Origin of the sequence: Exiguobacterium sp. BG5(2022) (assembly GCF_031844365.1) — a bacterium.
In the GTDB taxonomy this organism is placed as follows: Bacteria; Bacillota; Bacilli; order Exiguobacteriales; family Exiguobacteriaceae; genus Exiguobacterium; species Exiguobacterium profundum.
Genome location: NZ_JAUZVB010000001.1, coordinates 749,772 through 764,155 on the forward strand (window position 1 = coordinate 749,772; position 14,384 = coordinate 764,155).

The window sequence follows — 14,384 nt, forward strand, 5'->3', positions numbered from 1 at the left end:
ACTTATCCAATCATCATAATCCACTAGAATTAGTGGTCATACCGAGTCATGCATTGAGGGACAGAGAAGCAACCTACTTGATCTTTCGCCATTTGGAGAATGAACAGTTTCCATTACTTATAGAGCGTAAGCGGACTGTAAAAGATTCGAGAAAACGTCGCTTCTCTTTTAAAAGTCAGGAAGAAGAGCATGTGACGACCAAAACCATCAAGAATCGTGAAATGTTAGAGTCAGAATTGTCGCTTTCTTCAAATGAGGTCATCGTCTTAAGAGGAGAGAGGGATTGGATTCTGAGCTATTACGAAGACGGATTGACGCTTCAAGGAAACCAAGTGAAACGTGTCGCGACAACTGGTATTGTCCAGATGGAGACATTTTTTGAACATGTGGTTAGAGGTGCGTTTCCCATCAAATTGGAGTTTGGTTTAGGTGGGACGTTTGCTCCATTTGAAAACGTGTTTCGCTTTATATTGCATAACCCAGACTGGAAGGGATTGATTGAAGACGAATTATTGCCTCAGCTTCAGATTCCGAAGGCGAAGAGCGTGTGGCAGTCCCTTTCATATCCGACATACGAGCAGACGCTTGAGACGTTCACTACTGAATTTCATCCAAATATACTAGGAAATTTCATACTCGCACATGATGCTGACGACACGTACTCTTTTATTAATCATGTGAATGGGGAGATCAAGATTTTTTGAACTCTAAACACAGAGTCGGAATCTATTCTGGTGATAAGGGCTATGCCACTTATGAAAACGGTGATCGCGTCTATAGTGTTCAAGTCATCTTTTCCACCAATTCATTCTCAGGAGAGATCGCTCAATTGACAGACGAAAGTCACGAACATCGATTTTTCTTAAGAGGAGACCTACCACTATTACATCAACATCAACTTTGGTTCATTGACGATTGGTTCGAACAAGTCAATCTCCCGGTCGTGAAGCGATATTCGTCTTGCGACAAACAACCCCTCATGCGCGCATGAGGGGTTGTCTTTACATATAGGGCCCGTTCGCCTGAATGACGAACTGTGAATGTGTGTAATGATAGGTGATGCGGGAATAGTCAAATGGTTTCCCATTCGTGAGATGGAAGATCGTCTCGATGCGAAGTGTCGGATCATTCTCTTGCAATCCAAGGTGGCCTGCTTCCACTTCCGTCAATCGATCGACCTGTAGATACATGTCAGAAAACCCAATCGTGACGCCGAGCGCCGATTGCACGTAATCGAAAATCGAGTCCGCCACAATCTCGCGATTCAAATAAGGGACGATGGCTTTCACATAATAGGATTCCTCATGACAGAGCACTTCCCCGTCCACATACCTTACCCGTTCGACCCGATATACATCGTCCGACACGTCAATCCCGAGATTCTCTGCAACCGTCGAGTCTGGCTTCACGACAGACACATCAATCACATCAGATGTCAAGACACGGTCTCCGAGATTGCTCTTGAACCCTTGGGTCGAGAAGAGGCTCATATAGCCAGGTCGATTATGTCGTCTGACGAAAATGCCGCTTCCCCGCAGTTGAAAGATGACCCCTTTTCGTTCGAGCAGCTCTAAAGCTTTCGTGATAGTGCTCTTGCTCACTGCATATTGATTCATCATCTGCTCAAGGACAGGGAGCTTATCGCCTTGTTTTAAGTTTTGTTCGTGGATGTATTGTTCGATTTCATTCGCGATTTGTTGATATTTTAGCATGGTCATTCCTCACTTTTTCGTCACTGGTTCTATTATATCATGAAAAAAACAAAAGTAATTCAATGTACCGACCTTGTATAATTGTACCGGTACAATTATACTTGACGTGTACGATTCATGTGAAGGAGGACTTACAATGAAGACATTACCGAACGATTTTCTATGGGGAGGCGCGCTTGCCGCTCATCAATTCGAGGGTGGTTGGGACGCTGATGGCAAGGGACCGAGTGTCGTCGATGTCTTGACGGCAGGTGCACACGGCGTCGCTCGCCGGATCACAGACAAGGTCGAACCGAATGAATTCTATCCGAACCATGAGGCGATTGACTTTTACCATCGTTATAAAGAAGATGTGGCCCTCTTTGCTGAGATGGGATTGAAATGTTTACGTACTTCTATCGGATGGAGCCGCATCTTCCCGAATGGTGATGATGCAGAACCGAACGAGGCGGGTCTCCAATTTTATGATGACTTGTTCGATGAGCTACTCAAACACGACATCGAACCGATCATCACACTGTCGCATTTTGAGATGCCGCTCCATCTTGCCTGTGAATACGGGGGATTCCGAAATCGTGAAGTCGTCGAGCATTTCGTCCGCTTCGCTGAGGTCTGCTTTGACCGTTACAAAGACAAGGTCAAATACTGGATGACGTTCAACGAAATCAACAACAAGATGGACGTCAACAATCCACTCTTCTTATGGACGAATTCGGGAGTCCTCTTAGAAGAAGGGGAGAACGCCCGCGAAGTCATGTATCTGACTGGGCACCATGAACTGATTGCGAGCGCTCTCGCCGTTGCCAAAGGGAAAGCCATCAATCCTGACTTCGAGATTGGAGCGATGGTCTCTCACGTACCGATTTATCCGTATTCATCAAACCCAGATGACGTCATGCTCGCCGAAGAGATGATGCGGCAACGCTATTTCTTCCCGGACGTACAAGTACGAGGCTTCTATCCGAGCTACGCCTTGAACGAGTTCGAGCGGGAAGGGTATAACATCCCAATCCTTGAAGGGGACGAAGAAATCCTACAGAACGGAAAGGTCGATTATCTCGGTTTCAGTTACTATATGTCGACGACCGTGAAGAGTGACGTCGTCGCGGACAACAGTGGCGATATCGTCAACGGTGGTCTGCCGAATGGGGTCGAGAACCCGTATATCCAGTCGAGTGACTGGGGATGGGCGATTGACCCGGTCGGACTCCGTTATGTGCTCAACCGACTCTATGACCGGTACCAAATTCCGCTCTTCATCGTCGAGAATGGATTCGGTGCCGTCGATGAGATTGTCGACGGAAAGATTCATGACAAAGCCCGAATCGATTACTTGAAGGCCCATATCGAACAATTGAAGCAAGCCGTCATTTATGACGGGGTCGACTTGATTGGTTACACACCTTGGGGCATCATCGACATCGTCTCGTTCACGACGGGAGAAATGAAGAAGCGATACGGGATGATTTACGTCGACCGTGACAATGAAGGGAACGGATCGATGGAGCGGATGAAGAAAGACTCGTTCGACTGGTACAAACAGGTCATTGCGACGAATGGAGAGAATCTCTAAATAAGGGTGAGCAAAGAACTGTGAAATGACTGCAGGTCTTTGCTCTTTTTCGATATAATGAAGAAAAGTGAAAAATTGGAGGGACGCATGATGCAAATAAAGAACTATGGACCGGTGACGGCTGTTTGTGCCAACGTAAAGAACGGTCCATTCGAGATGTCGATGTATGTGTATTATATCGACGGGATGCTCATCGATACGGGAACACGCACGATGCTACCCGAACTTCAACCGTTTTATGAGTCGGTTCCAATCGATCTTGTCAGCATCACGCACCCCCATGAAGACCATATCGGAACGGCAGCCTGGCTTGAACGGACATACGGTGTCCCAATTTACATACGAGAATCCGCCAGGGACATGTGCCGGACGGGGCTAGACATCCCAGATTATCGGGCACGCTTTTCAGGAGACCCCGAACCGTTTCAGCCGATTGCCTATTATGACAATCAGATCACATCAGAACATCATACTTATCAGGTAATCCATACACCTGGTCATGAACCGAATCACGTCGTCTTATACGACGAGGAGAACGGTCGGCTGTTCTCGGGTGATTTGTTCGTCCATCCTTATCCGAAGGTGATGATTCCGGAGGAGTCGGTACCTGAACAGATTCGTTCTCTCAAACGTGTTCTGAGTCTTAATTTCGAGGAAGTTTATTGCCAACACGCCGGGCATCTCGAACAGGGAAGGGAGCAACTGACCAAAAAGCTCGATTATCTAGAACGTTTGACTGATAACGTGATAACAAAAACTGCAGCGGGCTACAACATTGACGACATCAATGCCCAGCTCTTCCCCGAACCATCGCCGCTCGTCAAAATCTCCAAGCGGGATTATGACTCGAGACACATGATTGCAAGCATTCTACGTGAAGTGTACGAACAACTTCGTTGACAGAAGGCGGATCACCTAGTATTCTTAGTACAGAATTAAACGTTTAAACTTTTAAACGGAGTGATGAATATGAAACAACCAGATGCCACACCCGAAGTCTCGTTATCTTTATTTGAAGATGCGATTCCATTGTTCCAAGTATTAGCCGACGTCAATCGTCAACGCATCATCGTCGAGATCGCCAAACATGAACGCTTAAACGTCAATCAGATTGATGAGAAGATTGAGTTGTCTCGACCGGCCATCTCGCATCATCTCAAACTACTTCGACAAGCGGGCATCGTCTCATCAGAGAAAGTCGGGACAGAGAACTTTTACTTCCTGACGCTCGAGAACGCGGTCGGACTGCTGAAGGCACTGACACGAGCGATTGAAGACGAATGCATCCTTTGACCTTTCTTTTTGGAAACAGGGAGAAAGGCTTCTTTTTCACCGATGAGTTTAAAAGTTTAAACATATAAACATTAAAGGGGAATGAATATGAACCAAAAACAAACGATTGTCATCACAGGAGCATCGAGCGGAATTGGCCGAGCGACGGTCGAACTGTTCAGCAAGCGAGGCTGGCATGTCGCCGCTACGATGCGAAGACCTGAAGATCATCAAGAACTGTCTCACCTAAAAGGGGTGTCTCTCTATCAACTAGATGTGACGAACGAGACGAGTATCCGAGAGGCATTTAAACAAATCGTCTCGGATCACGGAACGATGGATGTGTTGTTGAACAATGCTGGGTATGGAGCGGTAGGGATTTTCGAGGAAGCCTCTCCTGAACAGATTCAACGGCAATTTGATACGAACGTATTCGGGGTCATGAATGTGATCCGGACAGCACTGCCATACTTCCGTAAACAGCGGAGCGGACGGATCGTGACCGTCTCCTCCGTCGGTGGACAGATCACATTCCCAATTTACAGCTTGTATCACAGTTCAAAATGGGCGATTGAAGGATTCATCGAATCGCTCCAGTTCGAGTTGGCACCTTTCAATATCGACATGAAATTGATTGAGCCGGGACCGATTAAGACAGACTTTTACGGTCGTTCCCAAGAACTCGTCCGTGACCAACCGCTCGATGTATATGATGACTACACAGAGGTTGCGCTCCATAACACGAATGCCGCTGGTGCGAACGCCGAAGGTCCAGACGTTGTCGCTGAGACGATTTGGCGAGCCGCGACCGAACGGAAGAAACGACTCCGTTATCCAGCAGGTAAACAAGCGGGCCTTTTGATTGCCCTCAAGCGTTATCTTCCGAACCGGGTATTCTTCGCGATTGTTCGAGGTGTCGTTGAAAAGAAATAATGAATCATATCCTTTTTGTTTTCTATAGAAAATGAGAAGGATTTTTTATGTCGTTTTGAGAATGATTCAACTCACACAAAATTACCCGATATACCATCTAAGAGGAGGGATTTCATGAAAAAAGTCATGCTAGCACTTTCAACATTCATTCTAGTCATCGGATTGTCTTCAACACCGACAAAATCAGTAGATGCAGCGGTCAAGACATTTAAAAACTGTACAGAGTTAAACAAAACGTATAAAGGTGGTGTAGCCAAGTCAAAGACGACGAAAAATAAAGGTGGTAAGACACATTACACGCCATATGTAAGTAAAGCACTATATGACGCAAACAAAGCACGTGATCGCGACAAAGATGGAATCGCCTGTGAGAGATAAGAACATGTATATAGCCGCCAATGAGGGCGGCTTTTTATATGGACGTAGACACATATTCGGACACATGATATTATCATAAGTAATAATATTATCAAATATGATAATAATGAGGTGAAGATGATGAATCAAGACGTTTTAAAAAGTCTGTTAAACCCGATTCGCATGAAAATTTTTCAGCACGTTCTCATGAACGAGCAAGTGACGACCGGAGAGTTGGCAAAGTTGCTTCCCGATGTGCCCCAAGCGAGCCTCTATCGCCATATCAACAAGATGGTACAAGACGAGATTTTATCTGTCGCAAGTGAGAACAAAGTACGTGGGGTGTATGAAAAAGTGTACGCGATTCAAAACAATCCATTGACCGCTGTCAATCAAGTCGTCGAAGAGGAAGATCGTGAACAACTATATAAAATATGTTACACGTTCGCGATGTCACTGCTCATGGATTTCGGAGACTATTTAAAGCGGGACAAAATCGACCTTCAAGGAGACAAGGTCGGCTTTCGGAGTATCCCACTTTATCTGTCTGATGACGAGAGTGATCGATTCCTAAGAGGTCTCTACGATCTCTTAGAGGGAGTGCTCGAGCATGAACCATCTGAAGAACGTACGTTGCGGAAATTCTCCTACGCGTTCATGCCGGTAGAAGAAAAGGAGGAGATGGATGATGTATAAACAAGAAAATGTGTTGATTCAAGGGGAAACAACCATTGCTGCCACCATAACGACACCCGATCAGGAACGGTCGTCCTTTCCAGCCATCGTCCTCATCGGAGGGACGGGAGGATTGGACCGTGACGGAAACGGTACCGGCTTCAAGTCAAACTTGTATAAAGACTTAGCAGAATGGCTGACGATACAAGGATTCATCACATTACGCTATGACAAACGGGGGATTGGCAAGAGTGGTGGCAATCGACATAGCGTCGGTCTGACAGGACTCGTTGATGACGTGTCGGCGGTCGTCCGTTATCTGAAATCTCATGACCATGTCTCACAAGACGTTTTATTGCTCGGCCATAGCGAAGGATGTATCGTCGCGACACTCGCAGCAGAACGTGAATCCGTTTCTGGTCTCATCCTGTTGTCTGGTGCCGGTGTCGCCTTGAAGACGAGCATGCAGGAACAGGCATATGCTTTGCTCGAAGAAGTGGGACGTACGAAAGGGATCAAGGGTAAACTGCTTCGCTTTAGCTTGAATGAGAAGTCGGTCGTCGGGAAACAACAAAAACTGTTCGAGCGCGTCACAGCAACGGATCAGGATACGATGCGGATCCAGCTGATGAAGTTCCCTGCCAAATGGTTACGGGAGCATCTTGCACACACAGACGTGTCACTTCGAGAACGATTGGTTCAATTGAACATTCCGACGCTCGCACTGACAGGAGACCGGGACGTTCAAACGGACGTCGAGCATCTAGATGAGCTCGCTGCACTTCACGCGGAGCATATCGAGGTACAAAAGATTAAGGACATGGACCATATGTTGAAACATTTCGATGGTGAGATGAGTATTTTGGACGTGAAAAAACAATATCGTTCACAACTCAGTGAACCGCTCCACCCTGAGCTACAGCATCAACTTCACGAATGGCTAAAGCGCCACGACTGGGCATCTTGACGAACAAGACAGCGGAAACCTCTCCGCTGTCTTGTTTTATGTATGTAAGAACCGCTCAACGTTTTCCATCGAGAAATGACGGCTCCATTGAACGAAGTGTCCACCTGGTACGGCAATCAATTGTACAGAAGGATGAAGCAGTCGTTCCGCTCGTTTGACATGATGGAGCGTTCGCTTCGCCTCCTTCAAATCAATTCCCGTGAAATCCGCATAATACAGGTGCGTCGGGACTTGGACGCGTCGTAACAAGTCCTTAAAATCCAATCCATCATAACCAAACAACAAGTGTAAGCCACCGGTCGAAAGACGGGCCGATTGCTCGACAGCAGAACGAATCGATAACGTCGGCTCGACCCCGATTCGTCGACAGAACAGTTGGAACCGCTCTTCAGAAAACGTGGGGTCACTCTTATTGACTTTCGTTTCAATCCAGTTCAAGAGGCGTCGTGGTGAATGGTGATACAGTAGACGTAAAAGCGGTAAGGCGAATCCGAAGATGCCATATTCCCGATATGGTAGCATAGCGTTCGGTTTATGTCCTTGGTCGAGAAGTATCAAATGCCTGACTTGGTCTGGATAATGGACTGCATAAGCCAGGGCGATGGCACCTCCCATCGAATGACCGATTAGTCGAACCGATTCAAGGTGTCGTGAGATTCGATACGTCTCGACCCAGTCCGCGAGTACTTTGGACGTGGCGAATGTATGTAGTCCCTCACTTTCACCAAATCCAGGTAGATCTAACAGGTGAACTTCGAAATCGTTATGTAATGCTTCGGCAAATAATTGGCCTTGTGACCCAGTGAATCCTCCACCGGGAAGGAAAAGTACAGGTTCACCTCGACCATGGACGGTTGCATGGAATTGTCTCACGTCATCTCTCCTTTATATAATGGAGTGCTTTCCATTCAAGTATAAAGATTGCTGGGAGTCAATTGAAGAAAAATCGCCATGTTTCTCAGGAGGCTCGCAACCAAATGTGGGTATAACATAGTGACAGGCAGATTACTGTCATCACACATCATATACGTTCTGACCTTTCAAAGGAGGAATGAGGAATGAAGCTTTCAGGAAAAACGGCAATTGTCACTGGCGCAGGTTCAGGCATGGGGCGAGCCATCGCCAAACTGTTTGCGGAAGAAGGCGCACGAGTCGTCGCCTTCGACTTGAATGAAGATGCTGTGCAGGAGGTAGTTGATGAAATCAAAGCAGCGGGTGGGGAAGTTCTTGGCATTGCTGGTAACGTGACGAATCAAACGGATATTGACAAACTCGTCGATGCGGCGAAAGACACGTTCGGCTCGGTCGACATTCTCGTCAATAACGCGGGAATCATGGACAACTTCATGACGGTGGGAGAAGTGACGGATGAATTATGGGACCGTGTCCTTGGCGTCAATTTGACCGGACCGATGAAACTTTCACGTGCCGCCATCCAAGTGATGGAGAAGCAGAACCGGGGTGGCGTCATCATCAACAATGCATCGGTCGGAGGATTATTCGGTACACGAGGTGGTGCAGCGTATGTGGCCTCAAAACATGCGTTAATCGGATTGACGAAGAACATCGCGGCGACACATGGCACGCTCGGTAAGATTCGAGCAAACGCCATCGCACCGGGTGGCGTCAATACGAATATTGGGTCAACCATCACAGCACCGAGCGAACTTGGGATGCGCGCCATTCAAGGGGCGGGGGAAGCCCCGATGGGAGAACCAGAGCAAATCGCGAACGTCGCCCTCTTTTTAGCATCGGATGATTCGAGCTTCGTGAATGGAGATGTTTTGAAAGCCGATGGTGGGTGGACCGCAAGATAAAAGAAAAGAGTCGGTTATTCGGCTCTTTTCTTTTGGTATTGTTTTCGATAGGCGAGCGGGGTGATTGCATGATGTGCTTTGAATGCCTGTACGAAGTGACTGACACTTGAGTAGCTCAGGCGATTGGCGATGTCTGCGATACCTTCCGTCAAATCTTCTAATAAAGTGGCGGCCCGCTCCATTCGCTTCATCTTTACATACGCAATAGGAGATGTGTCTCCAAAGAATACAAACAAACGAGAGCACTCACTTCGACTCACACTGCCCGCATGAGCGATTTGGGCTAATGTCGGTCTGTCCTCTATGTGAGCGTCGACATAAGCAAGCATATGACGAAGACTTTCCCGTTTGTTCTCATTCTTCATCGTTTCAGTCTCTTGCTGAATCCAGTAGCGCCAGATGACTGTACATTGAAGTGTCGCATCCATCAATGCGAGTGGACCGTCCGCAGATAAATGTTGAACGGCCCGTTCAATCGTCTGAATAATAGATTGATGACCTCGTTCCGGTTTTATCATATGTATGGACTTTTCAGTATTTAGAAATGGCGTCACATATCGCTTCGCCAACTCGGGATGGAACAAAGCAGTCGGATCAAACTCGAGCAACCTCATCGGTGATGCTTCCTCGATTTTCTCAACCATGACACTTTGTCCTCTTGCCAAGAGAACGGCCTCTCTTGGATGAAGGGTGATGCTTTCTCCGTTCACTCGAATCACGGACGTCCCAGACTTGCAAAAAAGAACAGTGAAGTGATCAGTCACCTTTAATGTCAATGATCCGTGACGAATCATCTCGATACTCTTCAAAAGAGCCATCCTCCTCGTTTCGGAAATTTCCCGACATTTCATTTCGATTGTTCACGGAGAAACACTTTGAAATGAGCATGAACTGGGACGAATCTGACATTTTTAATCATCGTTCATTAAAAGATACAATCGAGTTTCTTCTATATAAGAGTTTAAAAAATCAGCCAACCGGTAAACGCAGCATGCACGAGAATTGCAACAGGCACTCCGATTCGGAATTTCGGTTTTAGCGTCTTATGACGAAAGACGCGCATCGCCAAATAGGCACCGAACGCTCCACCGATCCATGCCATCGTCAACAATGTCCGCTCAGAAATACGCCAAGCTCCGACACGAGACCGTCGTTTATCGACAAAATATGACACAAACGCTAGTAGATTAGTCACAATGTAATATAGCAGTAATAGTTCCAAAGACCAAAACCTCCTTTTTTCTCTCTCTAGTATATCTTAAATTGGCTCTGTGAAGCCGTTTCAATAGATTGAAACAATTTTCAGAAACCTCTCATCCTCGTGAATTGTTCTGTAAATGAACTGATAACACTCTCATATCGTCCTGTAATCGCTGTGAAATATACAGGTGTTACAGTAAGGGGGCGTTAGAAAAGGGAGGAATATTCTTATGAAAAAACCACTATTGACACTAACGGCACTCGCTGGCCTTAGTTTAGGAGTCGCTGCTCCAGCTTCGGCAGCATCAACACACACAGTTCAGTCTGGAGATACACTCTATCGTATCGCCGTGAACAACAACGTCTCTGTAAACGACATCAAACAAGCGAACGGCTTAAACTCAAATATGATTTATCCGAACCAAGTCTTGAAACTTGGAAAGGCAGAAGCAAAATCACAAGCTTCTACTGCATCTAAAACGTATACAGTTAAATCAGGTGATACACTTTATCGTATCGCATTGAACCACGGGATCTCTGTCAATCAATTGATGACTTGGAACGGTCTTGATTCAGATCTTATTTTCCCTGGACAAGAGTTCGCCGTGAAAGGTGCAGCCGCTGCATCTGTAGCGAACGATGCGAAGACAACAGCACCGAAGACATCGACATCAGCACCTGTAACAAAAACTGCATCGTCTACAACGCAAACCCAAGCTCCGGCTTCAGGTCAGACAATGACAGTTGAAGCGACAGCTTATACACCATATTGTGCAGGATGTTCTGGTATCACAGCGACAGGAATCGACGTTCGTTCGAACCCGAACCAAAAAGTCATCGCGGTTGACCCTTCTGTCATTCCGCTCGGCTCTAAAGTATGGGTTGAAGGATACGGAGAAGCCATCGCAGGAGACACTGGTGGTGCCATCAAAGGAAACAAAATCGATATCTTGATGCCGACACAAGAGCAAGCACTTGCTTTCGGTCGCCAATCAATCACAATCAAAGTCTTGAACTAATTCAAGCTGATCAAAGACACTGCCATCGGGCGGTGTCTTTTTTTGTCTATACCTTCTCCCAAGGATTCTTCACTTTCGTCAGTCCGAGTCGCTTCGCGAGTGGTTTAATCGTCAATCCATGTAGGGCGACAGACGTTACGACTAAACCGAGTGTGATTGGCAACATCCGTTCCGCATCTTCAATTCCCAGTTCGGCAATCTCTTGTGCAAAGAAACCGGTCACCGTCATCGCAACAATACCTCGAGGGGCAATCCAGCTGATGAGTGCCCGCTCTTGAGCGGATAGCGGAGAACCGAGGAGCGACGTCTGCACCGAGATCGGTCGGACAAAAAATAAGATTCCGAGAATCGACAAGAGGAGAGGCCAGTCGAAAATGGCGAGTAAACTATCACGTGTCAAACTTGCCGTCAGAATGATGAAGACTGTCGAAACCAGTAAAATCGAAATGTTCTCTTTAAACTCACGAAGCTGTTTCAGAATATGCATATGTCCATGCTTTGAATTTGCCATCGTCAATCCCATTGCCGTTACAGCCAATAGCCCGACCTCGCTCATGACCCACTCACTGATTGAATATACGAGGAGGACCCCAGAGAACGTGAGGGTTGTTCTTAAATATTCAGGGACTTTCTCATTCCCGAACAAACGAATCAATAGATGTCCAACGGCAATCCCAAAGGCGACGGCGACGATACAGGACCAAAAAAATGGCAAGTGGCTCGCGAGCCCGTCGTTTTGATAGAAGATGAATCCCACACGAACGACAAAGAGTCCAATCAATGCGCCAAGGGGATCAACGATGATCCCTTCCCATTTCAAGACTTTAGCTGGGCGAGCGGACAAGTTAGCTTGTCGAAGTAACGGGATGATGACGGTCGGTCCGGTCACGACAAAGATGGCACCGAGCGTAAATGCTGGCAACCAATGAAAATCTCCAACCATGATGAGCAAAATCGAGGTCAAGATAAAAGAAACGAATACCCCGACCGTGACGAGACGAAAGATTGATCTCCGCAAATCGTCAATCTCCCTGAATTCGAGACTGAGGCTTCCTTCAAACAGGATGAGCGCCACCGCGATGGAGATGAGTGGGCTATAAAGCTCACCGAGTATCCGATCCGGCTCCAACCAACCGAAAATCGGTCCGACTAGAATCCCTGCAACCGTCATAATCAAGATGGCTGGAAAGTCAAATCGCCAAGCGAGTAACTGCGAAAGTGCACCGATGAGGACAAGTAAGCTGAACCCAATCATCATGTCTTCCATAAGCTTCCCCCCGTTTCTTCACTTCTTCATTAATGTATACCCAAATCAGGAAAAACATTTGCTAAGATTGTTTGATTTCGGGTAAGAATTGAAAGAAAGGGAGGGATACCATGGAAGTGACTATCGGACTCATTATCGTCATCATGACTTGGCTCATCTTATTGCTTAACCTCACGTTTGCAATCACCATTATCTTTTTTGAAAGGCGTGACATTGGAACGACTTGGGCGTGGTTACTCGTCCTCTTCTTCTTGCCTCTCATCGGATTCTTCGTCTACATCTTCTTCGGTCGATTGATCAAATCTCAAAACTTTTATGAAGTCGAAGAAGAGAAACGTGAAGCGTATCATCATCATGTGGCGGAGCAACTTGACCAATTGGACCAATCCATGGCACCGTTCAATCATCCACTTCTATTGAAGCACCGACGACTCGCACGATTGAATCTCGTATCGACGAATGCGATGATGTCTTTCCAGAACGATATCGACGTCCTTCACGACGGAAAAGAGAAGTTTGATCAACTGTTTCGAGATATCGAACAGGCGACGAAAGAAGTGAACATTCAATATTACATCATCCAAAACGATGCGCTGGGTCAATCGTTAATTCGCTTATTGACCGAAAAGGCAAAACAAGGATTACGTGTCCGACTCCTCTACGATGCGGTAGGCTCGAGGGGACTGAGGCACAAACACTTTAAGGACCTGCTGGCCCACGGTGGGGAAGTCAAATCGTTCTTTCCGTCCAAACTCGGCATCAACTTCCGCGTCAACAATCGAAATCACCGAAAACTCTGCGTCGTTGACGGAGAACTTGGTTATATCGGCGGCTTCAACGTCGGGGATGAGTATCTCGGAAAGGATGAGCATTTCGGTTATTGGCGAGATGTTCACTTACGAATTTCAGGCGACGCCGTTAAGGAATTGCTCGAACGATTCATCCTGGATTGGAATCGCTCTGTCCCGACACGAACGAAGGCACAGAAAGACGACTTTGTTTGGCCAATCGAAGGGATTGCTCGTCATGCGTCCCCGGTTCAAATCGTGACATCGGGTCCAAACTCGTCGACGGAGCATTTAAAGAATATGCTCGTCAAAATGATCACCCAATCGAAAGAATGTATCTATATCCAGACTCCCTACTTCATCCCGGATGCAAGTTTCCTTGATGCCTGTCGAATCGCCCTGATGGCGGGTACTAAGATCAAACTGATGATCCCGAACAAGCCCGACCATATGTTTGTCTACTGGGCGACCTATGCGAACGCTGCGGAGCTCGTACGTTACGGAGCAGAAGTGTTCACGTATGAGGAAGGTTTCCTTCATGCGAAAACGCTCGTCATCGACGGAGAAGTCGCATCAATTGGGACGACGAACATCGACGCCCGAAGTTTCCGCCTCAACTTTGAAATTTCAGCGCTCGTCTTCGACAAAGACGTCGCTCAGTCCGTCATCGATGCGTTCGAGCGAGACGAGGCACGCGCTGAGCGGCTAACCATCGAACGATATGAATCGAGGACACGTTGGATTCGCTTCAAAGAGAGCGTGTCCCGCCTTCTCAGTCCAATTTTATAATGAAAAACATCCGGT

The 14,384-nt window shown here is 47.0% G+C and carries 17 protein-coding genes; 12 read left to right on the plus strand and 5 right to left on the minus strand.

Going from position 1 to position 14,384, the window contains the following annotated elements; genetic code table 11:
- Positions 1-191: 191 nt before the first annotated feature.
- Together Q9R25_RS03865 and Q9R25_RS03870 are read left to right on the plus strand one after the other, a co-directional pair.
- The gene (locus Q9R25_RS03865; protein WP_215243935.1) at positions 192-704 is read left to right on the plus strand and encodes a hypothetical protein; all 513 of its coding nucleotides are present in this window, start codon (positions 192-194) and stop codon (positions 702-704) included.
- Entirely contained in the window at positions 701-991 is a 291-nt protein-coding gene (locus Q9R25_RS03870) for an NUDIX hydrolase (RefSeq protein ID WP_311282816.1), read from the plus strand. Before Q9R25_RS03865 ends, Q9R25_RS03870 begins: the two co-directional genes overlap by 4 nt.
- Before the next feature lie 10 nt (positions 992-1,001).
- On the opposite strand, the gene Q9R25_RS03875 is transcribed toward Q9R25_RS03870, so the two are convergent.
- Positions 1,002-1,712: a GntR family transcriptional regulator gene (locus Q9R25_RS03875; RefSeq protein ID WP_215243933.1), complete on the minus strand. Its 711-nt coding sequence runs from the start codon at positions 1,710-1,712 to the stop codon at positions 1,002-1,004.
- A gap of 136 nt (positions 1,713-1,848) precedes the next feature.
- On the opposite strand from Q9R25_RS03875, the gene bglA reads away from it, so the two are divergent.
- The 7 genes from bglA to Q9R25_RS03910 all read left to right on the plus strand — a co-directional run bounded on the left by bglA (position 1,849) and on the right by Q9R25_RS03910 (position 7,489).
- Entirely contained in the window at positions 1,849-3,285 is a 1,437-nt protein-coding gene (gene bglA / locus Q9R25_RS03880; RefSeq protein ID WP_311282817.1) for a 6-phospho-beta-glucosidase BglA, read from the plus strand.
- A gap of 90 nt (positions 3,286-3,375) precedes the next feature.
- Positions 3,376-4,185 carry an MBL fold metallo-hydrolase gene (locus Q9R25_RS03885; RefSeq protein ID WP_230872810.1) on the plus strand — a complete coding sequence of 270 codons (810 nt, stop codon included), beginning with the start codon at positions 3,376-3,378 and terminating at the stop codon, positions 4,183-4,185.
- Between the two features lie 69 nt (positions 4,186-4,254).
- Positions 4,255-4,578, plus strand: coding sequence for an ArsR/SmtB family transcription factor (locus Q9R25_RS03890; protein WP_074037016.1), 324 nt, complete (start codon positions 4,255-4,257; stop codon positions 4,576-4,578).
- An 87-nt stretch (positions 4,579-4,665) separates the two neighbouring features.
- Entirely contained in the window at positions 4,666-5,490 is an 825-nt protein-coding gene (locus Q9R25_RS03895) for an SDR family oxidoreductase (RefSeq protein ID WP_196430722.1), read from the plus strand.
- Between the two features lie 114 nt (positions 5,491-5,604).
- Positions 5,605-5,868, plus strand: coding sequence for an excalibur calcium-binding domain-containing protein (locus tag Q9R25_RS03900; protein WP_196430723.1), 264 nt, complete (start codon positions 5,605-5,607; stop codon positions 5,866-5,868).
- 120 nt (positions 5,869-5,988) lie between these two features.
- Positions 5,989-6,543 carry a helix-turn-helix domain-containing protein gene (locus Q9R25_RS03905; protein WP_196430724.1) on the plus strand — a complete coding sequence of 185 codons (555 nt, stop codon included), beginning with the start codon at positions 5,989-5,991 and terminating at the stop codon, positions 6,541-6,543.
- Positions 6,536-7,489 (plus strand): alpha/beta hydrolase, encoded by a 954-nt coding sequence (locus Q9R25_RS03910; protein ID WP_196430725.1) that lies wholly within the window; start codon positions 6,536-6,538, stop codon positions 7,487-7,489. Before Q9R25_RS03905 ends, Q9R25_RS03910 begins: the two co-directional genes overlap by 8 nt.
- Positions 7,490-7,525: 36 nt before the next feature.
- On the opposite strand, the gene Q9R25_RS03915 is transcribed toward Q9R25_RS03910, so the two are convergent.
- Positions 7,526-8,362 (minus strand): alpha/beta hydrolase, encoded by an 837-nt coding sequence (locus Q9R25_RS03915; protein WP_214781129.1) that lies wholly within the window; start codon positions 8,360-8,362, stop codon positions 7,526-7,528.
- 185 nt (positions 8,363-8,547) lie between these two features.
- Between Q9R25_RS03915 and Q9R25_RS03920 the strand changes: the two genes are divergently transcribed.
- A complete protein-coding gene (locus Q9R25_RS03920) occupies positions 8,548-9,306 on the plus strand; it encodes a glucose 1-dehydrogenase (RefSeq protein WP_215243929.1) in 759 nt (252 codons plus the stop codon).
- A 14-nt stretch (positions 9,307-9,320) separates the two neighbouring features.
- Here Q9R25_RS03920 and Q9R25_RS03925 read toward each other — a convergent pair whose 3' ends face one another.
- Both Q9R25_RS03925 and Q9R25_RS03930 read right to left on the minus strand, forming a co-directional pair.
- On the minus strand, positions 9,321-10,115 hold the full coding sequence (locus tag Q9R25_RS03925) for a helix-turn-helix transcriptional regulator (protein ID WP_215243928.1): 795 nt from the start codon (positions 10,113-10,115) through the stop codon (positions 9,321-9,323).
- A 152-nt stretch (positions 10,116-10,267) separates the two neighbouring features.
- A complete protein-coding gene (locus tag Q9R25_RS03930) occupies positions 10,268-10,528 on the minus strand; it encodes a DUF1294 domain-containing protein (RefSeq protein WP_159562313.1) in 261 nt (86 codons plus the stop codon).
- A 208-nt stretch (positions 10,529-10,736) separates the two neighbouring features.
- Between Q9R25_RS03930 and Q9R25_RS03935 the strand changes: the two genes are divergently transcribed.
- Entirely contained in the window at positions 10,737-11,525 is a 789-nt protein-coding gene (locus tag Q9R25_RS03935; protein WP_159562314.1) for a LysM peptidoglycan-binding and 3D domain-containing protein, read from the plus strand.
- Between the two features lie 46 nt (positions 11,526-11,571).
- Here Q9R25_RS03935 and Q9R25_RS03940 read toward each other — a convergent pair whose 3' ends face one another.
- On the minus strand, positions 11,572-12,792 hold the full coding sequence (locus Q9R25_RS03940; protein ID WP_159562315.1) for a cation:proton antiporter: 1,221 nt from the start codon (positions 12,790-12,792) through the stop codon (positions 11,572-11,574).
- 110 nt (positions 12,793-12,902) lie between these two features.
- Between Q9R25_RS03940 and cls the strand changes: the two genes are divergently transcribed.
- The gene (gene cls, locus Q9R25_RS03945; protein ID WP_214690898.1) at positions 12,903-14,369 is read left to right on the plus strand and encodes a cardiolipin synthase; all 1,467 of its coding nucleotides are present in this window, start codon (positions 12,903-12,905) and stop codon (positions 14,367-14,369) included.
- Positions 14,370-14,384: the final 15 nt, after the last annotated feature.

Coding starts and splice junctions, on each gene's coding strand:
- cls (WP_214690898.1), top strand. CDS start 12,903: ATGGAAGTGACTATCGGACTCATTATCGTCATCATGACTTGGCTCATC.
- Q9R25_RS03890 (WP_074037016.1), top strand. CDS start 4,255: ATGAAACAACCAGATGCCACACCCGAAGTCTCGTTATCTTTATTTGAA.
- bglA (WP_311282817.1), top strand. CDS start 1,849: ATGAAGACATTACCGAACGATTTTCTATGGGGAGGCGCGCTTGCCGCT.
- Q9R25_RS03895 (WP_196430722.1), top strand. CDS start 4,666: ATGAACCAAAAACAAACGATTGTCATCACAGGAGCATCGAGCGGAATT.
- Q9R25_RS03885 (WP_230872810.1), top strand. CDS start 3,376: ATGCAAATAAAGAACTATGGACCGGTGACGGCTGTTTGTGCCAACGTA.
- Q9R25_RS03910 (WP_196430725.1), top strand. CDS start 6,536: ATGTATAAACAAGAAAATGTGTTGATTCAAGGGGAAACAACCATTGCT.
- Q9R25_RS03905 (WP_196430724.1), top strand. CDS start 5,989: ATGAATCAAGACGTTTTAAAAAGTCTGTTAAACCCGATTCGCATGAAA.
- Q9R25_RS03940 (WP_159562315.1), bottom strand. CDS start 12,792: ATGGAAGACATGATGATTGGGTTCAGCTTACTTGTCCTCATCGGTGCA.
- Q9R25_RS03875 (WP_215243933.1), bottom strand. CDS start 1,712: ATGCTAAAATATCAACAAATCGCGAATGAAATCGAACAATACATCCAC.
- Q9R25_RS03935 (WP_159562314.1), top strand. CDS start 10,737: ATGAAAAAACCACTATTGACACTAACGGCACTCGCTGGCCTTAGTTTA.
- Q9R25_RS03900 (WP_196430723.1), top strand. CDS start 5,605: ATGAAAAAAGTCATGCTAGCACTTTCAACATTCATTCTAGTCATCGGA.
- Q9R25_RS03920 (WP_215243929.1), top strand. CDS start 8,548: ATGAAGCTTTCAGGAAAAACGGCAATTGTCACTGGCGCAGGTTCAGGC.